The sequence below is a fragment of the Pseudomonas sp. NPDC087817 genome, assembly GCF_044742875.1.
Lineage (GTDB): Bacteria > Pseudomonadota > Gammaproteobacteria > Pseudomonadales > Pseudomonadaceae > Aquipseudomonas.
The window spans coordinates 1-12,574 of the sequence record NZ_JBIUVJ010000039.1; the positions used below are offsets into that span (position 1 = coordinate 1).

Below are 12,574 nucleotides of genomic sequence, written 5' to 3' on the forward strand. Positions count from 1 at the left end.
GCGCCCGCGCGCGGCGTCCGCCACACCCCGGCACGCTGACCGCTCGGCCCTGTCCGGGCCAGCGGGTCGCACACCGAACGCGCGGCCAGCAGGTTGCGCAAGGCATCCGGCGGTTCGCTGTCGGCGTCCGGGCGCTGTAGCACCAGGATATGGCAATGCTGGAGCAACTCTTCCCAGCGGTGCCAAGTGGGCAGGCCGCAAAATGCGTCCCAGCCCAAAAGCAGAAAAACCTGGGTCTCGGCGGGCATTTCGGCACGCATCAACTCCAGGGTATCAATGGTGTAGGACGGTTTGTCCCGCTGCAATTCGCGGGCGTCCACCACCAGCGGCGGCACTCCGGCCACCGCGCACTCGACCATCGCCAGCCGGTCCTGCGCCGACACCTGCGGCGTATCGCGATGCGGCGGCCGCGCGCTCGGCGTCAGGCGCAACTCATCAAGCGCCAGCGCCTCGGCGACTTCCAACGCACCGCGCAAATGGCCGATGTGTACCGGATCGAACGTTCCGCCCAGCACGCCGATGCGTCGGGGGCGAGACTCGCTGCCGGTTTGCGGCGCTGTCAGGTCGAGGTCGGTCAAGTCAGACCGGCGCCTGGCCGCGCAACTGGCCATCTCCGACCACGATGTACTTCTCGCAGGTCAGTCCTTCGAGGCCCACCGGGCCGCGGGCGTGCAGCTTATCAGTAGAAATGCCGATCTCGGCACCCAATCCGTATTCAAATCCATCGGCGAAGCAGGTCGGGGTGTTGATCATCACCGACGCCGAGTCGACTTCGGCCACGAACCGGCGGGTGTCGGCGAGGTTTTCGCTGACGATCGAGTCGGTGTGGTGCGAGCCGTAATGGTTGATGTGTTCGATGGCCTGGTCCAGACCGTCGACCACGCGGATCGACAGGATTGGCGCCAGGTACTCGGTGCTCCAGTCGTCTTCGCTGGCCGCTACGGCCTCGATAATCGCCCGGGTGCGCTCGCAACCACGCAGCTCAACGCCTTTTTCGCGGAACTGGGCGGCCATCGACGGCAGGAAATCCTTGGCAACAGTTTGATCGACCAGCAATGTCTCCATCGCACCGCAGATGCCGTAGCGATAGGTCTTGGCGTTGAAGGCGATACGCTGGGCTTTCGCCAGATCGGCGTGGGCACTGACATAAACGTGGCAGATGCCGTCCAGATGCTTGATCACCGGCACACGGGCATCGCGGCTGATGCGCTCGATCAGGCCACGGCCACCGCGCGGCACGATCACATCGACGTACTCGGGCATGGTGATCATCGCGCCGACGGCGGCACGGTCGGTGGTTTCGACCACTTGCACCACGGCAGCGGGCAATTCTGCCTCGGCCAGACCGCGTTGAATGCAGGCAGCAATGGCACGGTTGGAGTGAATCGCTTCCGAGCCACCGCGCAGGATGGTTGCGTTGCCAGACTTCAGGCACAGGCTGGCGGCATCGATGGTCACGTTGGGACGGGACTCGTAAATGATCCCGATCACCCCCAGTGGCACGCGCATCTTGCCAACCTGAATCCCCGACGGGCGGAAGCTCATGTCACGGATTGCCCCGACCGGATCCGGCAATGCAGCCACCTGGCGCAAACCAACGATCATGCCGTCGATGCGTGCAGGGGTCAGCTCCAGACGCTCCAGCAGTGCCGGCTCCAGACCATTGGCGCGACCAGCGGCCAGATCCCGTTCATTGGCTGCGGCCAGCTCCGCACGAGCAGCGTCCAACGCATTGGCAGCGGCCTGCAAGGCGCGGTTTTTCTGCGCGGTGCTGGCACGGCCGATGACCCGGGAGGCTTCGCGGGCGGCGCGACCCAATCGGGTCATGTAGTCAAGAACGGACTCAGTCATGGTCTGCTGGGGTCTTGGCAAAGAGGAAAGCGGCAGATTATAGCTGTCGCGTCCCGGGACTAACAGCGGTGACGGGCGGATGGTCGAAATGGATTGCGAATTGCCAATGTTCAGCCGTAATTAAGCCTCGGATTGTTATCATTCCGACCTTCTCAGCCTGGATAAACCCTGCCTGCCATGTCCAACCTGACCATTAGCAACAGCGCCGAGCGCCTGCCATTGGGCCTTCCGGACGCTTTTTTCGACCGTGACGCGCAACTGCTGGCCCGGGATCTGCTGGGTAAAGTCATCCGCCACCGGGTCGGCAATCTGTGGCTGAGCGCGCGAATCATCGAAACCGAAGCCTATTACTGCGAAGAAAAAGGCAGTCACGCCTCCCTCGGCTACACAGAAAAACGTAAAGCTTTGTTTCTGGATGGTGGCCACATCTATATGTATTACGCCCGCGGCGGCGATTCGCTGAACTTCAGTGCGCAAGGGCCCGGCAATGCAGTACTGATCAAATCGGCTCATCCGTGGGTCGATGAAATCAGCGGCCCGGCGAGTCTGGCGCAGATGCTGCTGAACAATCCGGATGCACAAGGTCGTCCGCGCCCGTCGCAGAAACTCTGCGCCGGCCAGACATTGCTGTGCAAGGCGCTCGGCTTGAAGGTGCCGGTATGGGACGCCAAGCGTTTCGACCATGAGGTGCTATTGGTGGAAGATACCGGGCCGGCGCCCTCGCACATCATTCAAACCACGCGCCTGGGCATCCCTCACGGTCGTGACGAGCACTTGATGTATCGCTTCGTCGACGCTGCTTACGCTCAATGGTGCACGCGGAACCCGCTGCGCCGGGGTCAGGTCGAAGGTCGCGATTATTTTGTATTGCCCATGTCGGAAGCAGATTTGAAGTAGAAGGAATTCCCTGTGAGAGCGAGCCTGCTCGCGAAAGCGCTCGGTCAGCCATGGTTATTTCGCCTGACACTCCCTTTTCGCGAGCAGGCTCGCTCCCACAAGGGCCAATTGAAGATTTGATGGAGTTGTTTGTATGGGCCCATGGCTCGATAGCGTGACCGGATGGCTGGCCGCCAATCCACAATGGCTGGCCGCAGCGGTGTTCATTGTGGCCTTTGTCGAATGCCTGGCGATTGCCGGGTTGATCGTACCCGGCACGGTGTTGCTGTTTGCCGTGGCAGTGATGGCCGGCAGCGGCGCCTTGTCGTTGAGCGAAACCCTGTTGCTGGGTTTTCTCGGCGGCATCCTCGGCGATCTGGTTTCGTACTTCCTCGGCCGCCACTTCCACCAGAACATCCGCAGACTGCCCGGCCTGCGCCATCATCCGGAATGGATGGCGGGCGCCGAGACCTATTTCCAGCGCTACGGGATCGCCAGTCTGCTGGTCGGACGCTTCATCGGCCCGCTAAGACCGATGCTGCCGATGGTCGCGGGGATGTGCGACATGCCTTTCCCGCGCTTCGCCGCCGTCAGCCTGCTGGCCGCCGCCGGCTGGAGCCTCGCCTATCTGCTGCCCGGCTGGGCCACCGGCGCGGCTTTCCGTCTGCCATTGCCGGAAGGTTTCTGGCTTGAGGCGGGCATCGTTGCCGCCAGTATTGCCGTCATGGTCGGCCTCAGCGTGAACAGCAGCCTGCGCCGCCACCGCCGCGCGACGATCTGGATCAGCAGCATGAGCCTGCTGATTCTGATCGGTCTGTTCATCGGTTATCCGTACCTGACCGCCCTCGATCAAGGCGTGATGACACTGGTCCAGGAACATCGCCAACCGGTGCTGGATGAAATCGCGGTCACCCTGACGTTGATCGGCGAGTTCCGCAACATGCTGCTGTTCAGCATCTTGCTGACCGGTCTGTTGCTGGTGTGCCGCCAGTGGCGTCAGGCCGTTTTCGCGGGCGGCACCCTCCTCGTCACCGCACTCGCCAACACCGTCACCAAACAGTTTTTCGCCCGGGTACGCCCGGAAGTGCTGACCGATCCGATCACCAGTTACAGCATGCCCAGTGGCCATGCCTCCGGCTCGTTCGCGCTGTTCCTGACCCTGGCCGTCCTTGCCGGACGCGGGCAGCCGCCACGCATGCGCCTGACGTGGCTGCTGATCGGCTGCATACCGGCAATGGCGATTGCGCTGTCGCGCGTCTATCTCGGCGCCCACTGGCCGACGGACATTCTCGCCGGCGCCATGCTCGCCGCCTGCATGTGTGCGGCAAGCCTGTGGCTGAGCCAGCGCCAATCGCCGCTCAATGCCATGCCGTTCAAGGTCTGGTGGCTGATCCTGCCGGCAATGGTGGCGTTGTTCGGCTTTTTCGTGCTGCGTCATTTGCCCCATACGCTGTTGCGCTACGCCTACTGATCAAACGCTTCTTTACGCATCTCCCCTGCCCACTCTCCGAGGATTTTTCCGACGAGAGTGAGGCCAACTTCTTATTCCCATCTCTGATTCTTCCCAGCCAACTTCCTACAAGCCTCAGTTTTATCGAAAATAAAAAACTGAAGTTACACATTCAAGATAAAAGCATTGCAACTCCCCCCTCACGCTCAGTACAAAATCAATTAGATTAAGCCCACGCGTTCACCCCGCATCCGACAAAGCAAATCACTCTCGCGAATTTGGCTTTGTACTTGAGCGCACGTCAAATAAATACTCTGCCAATACATACCCAGCAACAGCCAACTTTATACAAGTTCAATGGCAACGGAGTTTCAATGAGCCCGAAGATACCCAGAAAGCCACCCACTACATCTCCGAACAAGACAGAAAACAATTCACCCACTACTCGACAACCCGACAACAACCCGTTGTCTTCATCGCCTTTCGCCAGGCCGGTCGATACCTGGCCGCACAATACGGCGACTGAAATTTCCCTGTCCCATTCCAACAGGGATCCGGTGCGCAAGCCTGCCGTGGTCATCAGCGAATTGCCGGGCAGCCGCATTACCGCACAGGCAGCAGACAATCCGTTTAACCAGTACTGGCTGAGACCCGACTTCCTGCGGGGTCTGCAACAGGCCGATGCAGCGGGCTTTCGATTTATTGTCGGACGCCGCTTCGTCGACGTGGAACATGAAGGCGCACTGCATACGGCACATGTCGAATTCGATGCAACACTCGGCACCTGTCAGGTCAAGCTGCTGACGGAGCGCGATGCGTCCGGCCCACTTTTGGTAAAAAATCCCGGACGCCCGACCTGGCGACTCGCGACCCAGACCGGTGCAAACCCCGTCGTCAACCGAGCGCCACAAGCGGCAAACAATACACCGGCAAAAAGACCGGGTCCGGCCGGGGACGTGCAAAGCGAAAGCGCGGCCAAACAGCCGCGCGCTTCCAAACCCGCCACCATACTCAAGCAGAGCCAATACACGGCATCGGTGCACTCGCCCGACGGGCAAGGTTATTACCACCTCAAACCGGCACTGGGCTCACTGGAAACCGGCACGCGCTTCGCCTTCAAGGATCGCCACGGCAACTGGATTGAGGTCGATCCGCCAAGCGCTGGTTTCAGTGCGCAGCCCACGCATTTGAAACACTGGACCGACCAGGAAATCTGGGAGGTGTACGCCATTCAAGGGGCTGACATAGCGCGGTTCAGGGTAGAAGCGCAAACACTCGGCAAGCCCCCGCAATGGGCTGAAGCCAATGTCACGGCAAACCCGGCCGCTGACCTGCTGCACGACAGCCTGCGCTGGCTGCACCCGACACTCAGCCCGGATGCACGCGAAGCGTTGTTGCAGTCCTATAACCTGCTACCGAGCCAATTGCTGCGTTTGCGCCTGGAGATGAAGACCGAACTGAAGATTGCGCCGTGGGCCCAAGCACACAAGCAACTGACGGCAGACTTGAGTAATCCGCAGACTCTCACCCGGCTGAGTCAGGACCTGAGCAACGAACTCAATCTCAAACACGGCGCCCGGCACGACTGGTATCACCCCGAAACCAGCCTGACCACGCCGTTACGTGAGGCACTGCTGGCCAGGTTGGGTTATCGGCGCAACAAGAATGACTGCCTGTATCGAACTGACGTACCGGCCTTGTTCAGGGGCGATGATCGCACCCCGTTCGAACTGGCGAATGACAATGCAATGCTCCCCCGTTATGCGCACAAACCGGGCGCGGCGACGCACAAACCGATCAGCGCCACCTTCAGTCTGAAGGAAGGCCTGATGTATGGCAGCGCACCGGACCCCGAGTATCTCCAGTACAACTCCCAGACCAACAAATATCCCGGCAAAAGCGCCGGTGGGGCCACTTCGGATAGCAGTTCCGGTGACTCCAGTGACAGCGACAGCAGCTCGTCATCCGGTTGGTCGGACGCCGACGATCCAGTCTTTCTGGATAACGAACGCAACTACGTGACGATCCGCGAACGTCAGACCGAAATGTTCATTTACGCGCTGGACACCCGCACCCTGGAAGTCGTGCCGCATGAAGAGAACCACCTGTTCAATTCAAAGGCCCGCGAGCAGCCGCAGACCTGGTTTCCCGACGACGACTATGAAGGCCTGATTTCGGTCACCCAGGCAGGACTCGAAGCCGAGCGCATCTGGCTGTTGAACTCGACCCTGACCAAGGGCGCAAAAGTCCAGGACATTACCGAGCAGGCCGGGGACCGCGCCGAACATATTGAAGCGGCCACCCATGCCGGACGAGCCAATAAACATGAATATGACCAGTTGATTGATCAAGTCGAGGCGAGTGGCAAACCGATATTGATATTGTCCGGCGATAAAAAAGAATATGGCGATGACATTGTCTGGCCTTGAATAACAAACGCCCGACACACCTAGCCAGTCAATCCGCAACAAGTTACCGACTGCTAATAAACAGCAACTCCAACAAACATGATTACAACTCCCGCATGACGCTACGGGAGCACTTTCGTTCGCCCGCCGGTATGGAAACCGGGACCGCATCGCGGTTATTTATAAAGGATTGAAACAATGGCAAAACTTATTCAACCCGCTGTCGAAATGGTAACTTTTCGCACACTTGAGGTTTCGGAAATCAACGCTTCGGCCAACACCCACGCACCACCGGCCGGGCATCTGCAAGTACCTGCCGCGCTGCCTGAGCCGACAGCCAAACCGGACAAGTCCTCAACACCGACACTCAAGTCTCTCGACAAACGTCATGGCCCGTTGCGCATCGGCGAATTCACCGTGTCCCGGGTCGAGCTTGAGGTTCTCGGGGCGAAAATCAACGGAATGCCCCTCAGTCCGGACAATGTCAATCTGAAAGTGGCCGATCTGGACTTTCTCGACTCCATGAGTTTCGACCCGGCCAAAGTCGTGGCCCGTATCGTTGCCACGGACGTGGCCGCAAGTGAGACCGTAGCGACGCTGATGTTCGAGATTTCCACATTGCGCTCGGTCGATGCGCCCGCTCTCATGGTCAGCGCCGAACCGGTCACGCCCGGCAGCCAGATAGATCGTCTGGACAAGCTGACCAATGCCGCGCAGAAAATCGATATCCGCCGCGTCGACGCTCTCGACTACCTGCCATCCTGGGTCCACAAGGGCAAAACCTACCTCACCAGCGGTGCTGGCGTGGGTTTGCAGGCTTATGGCATCTACAGCGGTTATATGGGTCTGGTAGAAGCCATCAAGGTCGGTGACTGGGGCGAAGCGGCGTTCAACGGTGGCGCCATCAGCGCTGAACTCGGATCCTTGATCATCGAGCGGGGCTTGACCAAAACCGGTGAAGCGATGCTTCAAAATGGTTCGAAGATGTTCGGGCGGTTCCCCGCAACCACCGTGGGAAAATACCTTTCTCGGGGCGCCGGGCTGATCGCGAGCATCATCACTTTGCCGTTTGACATAGTCAGTGCGATCAAATCGTTCAATGCCGCCGCCGCAACTTCCGGCAAGGAAAGCCAGGATCATTACGTTGCGGGCGGTTTGGCGGTGGCAGGCGCAGTCATCAGCATCGCGCTCGGCATCGCCGCAATGCTCGGCTTTGGTGCCATCGCCGGCCCACTGGGCATCCTCGCGGCTGTTGTGCTCATCCTCACGGCAGAAATCTACCGGGCGGTCAGGGTTGTCGACGACATCGATGATTACATCGAGTTGACCGTCCACGAACGCTTGCGCTCCGGCTGGTTCGCCTTCACCCGGCAGGAGCTGGATGAAGACGTCATGGATCGCTTCAAAATCGCGCAGTTCTCCGCTCACTATCAAAAACAACTGCAGGGCGCGACCGAGCAACTGCTTGAAGGCGCCTACAAGAATTATGTGGAACATGTCGTCAATGGCAACTACCGGGTGGTGCTCGAACCGGTGAAAGTCTGGCGCTACCAGTGGGACGAAACGCTGGGCGAACAACCCTATAAAGCAGACAAGCTGCCCACCGTAATCAGCGCCGATGACCGCATCGACGCCCGCGACGGGCTGCCGGCCGACCTCAAAGGCGTGATCACCGGCACACCCGGGGACGACAAGGCCATTTTGTGGCGACTGGGTGGCGGCAATGATCAGGTTGTCGGCGTACAGGCCAGGCCCAATATTTTCAGTTATGCCGAAGGCGAGAAAATACTGACCGGGGGTGACAAGAATGATGTGTTCTATTTCGAGAGCACCCACCAGGAATTCGCGCGGGTCGAAAAACCGGCAAAAAGCAGCGTCCTTGATGCAGGTGAAGGCAATGACACGCTGACCTTCGAAGGCTCGCGCCCGACCCGCGATACTCGCCATGTGGGTTACGACGTGAACCTGCAGACCGGCAAGATCGCGTTGCGAAGTCACGATGCTACGGTCGCTGACCTGGAAGTGGCGCAACTCCAATCCATCGAAAATGTTTCGACACTGCGCAATGGCTCAAATCGAATCACCGGCAGCGACGAGGCCAACCAGATTTCGGCCAACGGCAACGACCACGTCACGGCCGGTGCCGGTGACGATACGATCATCATCCGCGGGACGGACTGTCGGGTCGGTGGCGGCGTCGGCATCGATCGCTATTACATCGCCGACACCGCAGCACGCCCCGTGATCATCGAAGACGGCAAGGAAACGAGCATCATCGAGTTCGGCTGGCCGTTGGCGCGGATTCAACGCTGGCAGGTCATTGGCACCTCGCTGGTCGTCACCTCCCTCAAAGGCGTGGATGGCGAGGAGCCCGATCATGTGTTGACGATTGAAGGGGTTTATCAACAGATCGACGACAAACGCGTGATAAAAAACAGCCGGCTGCTGCTCAAGACCCAGGACCGTTACGAACTGGAACCGATACTGGCGCTGGAACTGGCGGACAACCTGGATCATGACGTCGAGTGCCGGGTGCTGGTCATTGGCGACCGCCCACCTGCCCCGCACATCGCCAACAGCGGCACGGTTGATATCTTTACGCACCCGGCCGCGCATCATTTTGTCTCGCGCAATGGAAAGCGCCTGAATATTTTCGCCCCCGCCAGCACTGCCAAAGCCGCCCGAACCCTTCATCTGGACTACGACGCCGACGAAATCCTCGATGTCAGGGTCAGTTACGACGTCAGTGTCAGCAGTAATGCGTCAGGCGTTCGCTATTTGCAGTACGAACAGTTCAACCTTTGGCTGCGTCTTCCGTCGAAGCTGCTTAATTTCACCGGTGTGATCAAGGCCAGAAAAGAACGCGATAGTCAGACCGGCTTCAGCAATATCAGGACCACCCTTGTGCAGGTCAGACACCCGATCGTACTGATCATGCGCGATGGCACCTCGTATAACGTTGCCGCTCCGCGCGTGCCCTACCGGGAAGACGCCGATGCACCAGGCAGCAAAACCCTGACGACCCGGGAATGCCTCAAACTCAGGCAAGGCAAGTACCCGTTCGTCAGACCTGGGCCCATCAAACCCGTGCAACTGGGCGCCAAACCCCAGGAAATCAACTTTCCGCCACCGCCACACAATGGCACTTACGTATTGCACGGCCAGGCGTCTACCTACGATGTCTATCCGGTCAGCAACAGCACGTTCAGCCTGTCCACTCCCGGGGCCATTGCGCAAACGTCCGACGCGTCGGCATGGACCATTTTCACTACAAAAATGACTGAAAAGATTACCCGCGACGATATCCGGCTGGATGCACACCACCTGCAAATTGGTAGCGTCGTCATTCAACTTCCCAGTCTGGACCACGCCGGCCCGGTGGAGTCGATCAGCGTTGCGACGTCGACCGGCAATATCTACCAGGTCGAGCTGCTGTTTGAAGTGATGCAACTTTATGTAATCGACGCGCAGGGCTACGCAGACCTCGACAGTTTGATGGCCGATATTCGTTTGCATCAGGAAAAGAAAGAGCTGGCGACGAAAATCACCGTCAAGAACATCGGTTTTACACCGCCCATGTCCGGGAGGGTTTACTACAACTCATTGGACAACTATTGGAGCATCGATAGCGATCCAGCCCTGCGCATCAAGGAACAGGACCTGTTTATCAAGGCGAGCCAAACCGCCTGACGCTTTACCTGCTGGTTTGTGCCCTATTCGTCCTCTGCGTCGAACCGGGTTTACCAGAGCCAGCCGACGGATCGGCTGGCTCATTGAACATGGAGTGTAATTTTTATGCGGCAAAAACCTCGACCACGCTCGCCTGTGGCGCCTGAACTGCCAGGCAGTTCCACCAAACGACCACGTTTCGATGAGACGGGCTCTGATCCATTCAGGGATTTCTCTCAATGGAAGCAGGGACTGGACTCCACATCTCCAAGGGACACGCCGTCCACCGAGCCGTCCCCTGCTGATCTGCAAACATCACCTGCCTTGACCGTGCACGATTTGCCGACAACCAGTAACCCGACCACCCACACGCCCGGTCCAGGATCATTGATGGATTACACATTCGACCCGTCTTTGTTGAATAGGAAGACGATAAAAACTGACGCGTTCGGGGTAAAAGACTTCGGCGCCACTCCGTTCGTGGACCTGGAAATCAACGGTAAAACACATCATGCATTCGTCATGTTTGACCGAAGCATCAATATGTGGCGAGTAAAGAAGTGGTCGGAACTAGAGCCGGGCCCGGTGATTTACCGATCCATCAAAAACAACCTGTGGCAGGAAAGCCGCCATCTGACCTTTCTGAACAGCCATCAGATCTTTCTGGACGGCGAAAGCCATATAGTTGCCGAATCCGCGAGTGCCAACGGATTCCACGAAGTACGCAATCTCGGCTCCGACAGCGACGCGCCCATTGTCGCCCATGCCTACAGGGACCATAACCATCGCTGGGTGGAAGTTGACCTGTCCCAACCCCGAGACACCATCCCGCCACCGGTAAAACTGGCGAATTGGACGGATGGCGATCTGCGGCAAACGTACAACCTGACCGACGCCCAACTGTCGGACTTCCGTGCCGAGGCGGATGCATCCGGCAAACCGCCGTCCTGGGCCACGCGCATCCAGCACGACCAGGATCTCGTGCAGGTGACAGATTCGTTGAGGTGGATCCACCCGACAATGTCCCGCAAAGAGCGTCGCCATCTACTGCGCAGCTACAACTTGACGGCGTCGCAATTGAAGCACCTGCGCACGGACCTCGAAAGCTACCAGATGCCCGCATGGGCCGAAGAACATAAACGCATGACCATGAACAAGGACGATGATCAGCGCTTCAAACTGATCGCCGAAGAACTTGAACATCACGTGCAGATGCTGAGGACCCGAGGTAGCAAATTCGACCACGGTGACCCGACTTCTCGCTATAGCAAGGAGTTCCTTGCCGACTACACGGCCCGCCTCGGCTACCTGCGCAACAAATACGACGTGATTTACCGTACCGATATTCCGGCCATGTTCAGAGGCGAGACGCGAACGCCATTCGAGCTGTCCAGGGACAGGCGCATGATCCATCGCAAGGGCAACCCTAGCGGCACTACCACCAAGCGCGCGTTCAGCGCGACCTTCGGCCTGAAAAACGCCGAGAGTTACGCTGCATCATATGGTGGTTACTTTCACGAGCGGCACTACAACTCGCAGGCCAACCGTTACCCCGGCATCGATCCGGACGCGGGGGCAAGAAGAAGGCCTTCGGGCGACGACGACAATGTCTCGCAAAACGGCGACGGGTCCGATGGCTACGACTCTGATGCCAGTATCGCTTCCCGTGGAGAACGTGAAGGTAACGAATCCGACTCTGACAGTTCGTTCGTTTTCGATGACACGCAAAACTACACCTCCAATCGCCGCAAGCAGACAACTTCTTTTGTGTATGCCATAGACACACGTGGCGTAGAAGTCGTCCCGGGGCACGAGGAACTAGCCTTCAATAACAAGAACAGATTCTGGTTCGACGAACTGGAAGGGCATATATCAATGCCGACTCGGGGCGTGAGTGCCGAACGAATCTGGCTGGTGCGCTCGGACCTCAGACGGGCAGCCCGAGTGGACGACATTTACGCAATGGCGGAGAGCAACGACAGCCTCGAATATTACGAGGAGAGCATTTGGGAGGGGACCGACTTCGACAACTATCACCGAAGATCCCTCTGCGACGGACTCATCGACGAAATCGCCAGTTCTGGCGGCGTAGTGCTTGAACTGCCGAAAGGTGATCTCACCTTCGCCGACGACATCGTCTGGCCGGTGCCTGAGCACTACCGAACCTGACTGCAACACTGTCGACCAGGCTCGCGCCGGCCTTCGATCATCGAGCCGGCAACGGCCCGCGACCTGTTTAACGCGAAACGCCCGATGTGACGTCCATCATCACATCGGGAAACTTCAGTCAGCCATTGGATCGGCTGACCCATCGACATGG

The 12,574-nt window shown here is 58.8% G+C and carries 7 protein-coding genes; 5 read left to right on the forward strand and 2 right to left on the reverse strand.

The annotated features are described in order from the left end of the window. Together nadD and ACIONG_RS20960 are read right to left on the reverse strand one after the other, a co-directional pair. Nucleotides 1-611: nicotinate-nucleotide adenylyltransferase (nadD, locus tag ACIONG_RS20955; RefSeq protein WP_401302469.1), on the reverse strand; the 611-nt coding region annotated here is incomplete at its 3' end. After that, nucleotides 580-1,851 (reverse strand): glutamate-5-semialdehyde dehydrogenase, encoded by a 1,272-nt coding sequence (locus tag ACIONG_RS20960; RefSeq protein WP_315445979.1) that lies wholly within the window; start codon nucleotides 1,849-1,851, stop codon nucleotides 580-582. The genes ACIONG_RS20960 and nadD, both read right to left, overlap by 32 nt. Nucleotides 1,852-2,028: 177 nt before the next feature. Here ACIONG_RS20960 and ACIONG_RS20965 point away from each other — a divergent pair, with 177 nt between their 5' ends. The 5 genes from ACIONG_RS20965 (at nucleotide 2,029) to ACIONG_RS20985 (ending at nucleotide 12,423) form a co-directional block, all read left to right on the forward strand. Further along, nucleotides 2,029-2,748: a DNA-3-methyladenine glycosylase gene (locus ACIONG_RS20965; RefSeq protein WP_401302471.1), complete on the forward strand. Its 720-nt coding sequence runs from the start codon at nucleotides 2,029-2,031 to the stop codon at nucleotides 2,746-2,748. Nucleotides 2,749-2,881: 133 nt separating this feature from the next. Next, nucleotides 2,882-4,198, forward strand: a complete 1,317-nt coding sequence (locus ACIONG_RS20970) for a bifunctional DedA family/phosphatase PAP2 family protein (RefSeq protein WP_401302474.1) — start codon at nucleotides 2,882-2,884, stop codon at nucleotides 4,196-4,198. Between the two features lie 536 nt (nucleotides 4,199-4,734). Continuing rightward, the gene (locus tag ACIONG_RS20975) at nucleotides 4,735-6,606 is read left to right on the forward strand and encodes a hypothetical protein (RefSeq protein WP_401302476.1); all 1,872 of its coding nucleotides are present in this window, start codon (nucleotides 4,735-4,737) and stop codon (nucleotides 6,604-6,606) included. 177 nt (nucleotides 6,607-6,783) lie between these two features. Beyond that, nucleotides 6,784-10,275: a calcium-binding protein gene (locus ACIONG_RS20980; RefSeq protein ID WP_401302478.1), complete on the forward strand. Its 3,492-nt coding sequence runs from the start codon at nucleotides 6,784-6,786 to the stop codon at nucleotides 10,273-10,275. Between the two features lie 369 nt (nucleotides 10,276-10,644). After that, nucleotides 10,645-12,423 carry a hypothetical protein gene (locus ACIONG_RS20985; protein WP_213026676.1) on the forward strand — a complete coding sequence of 593 codons (1,779 nt, stop codon included), beginning with the start codon at nucleotides 10,645-10,647 and terminating at the stop codon, nucleotides 12,421-12,423. Nucleotides 12,424-12,574: the final 151 nt, after the last annotated feature.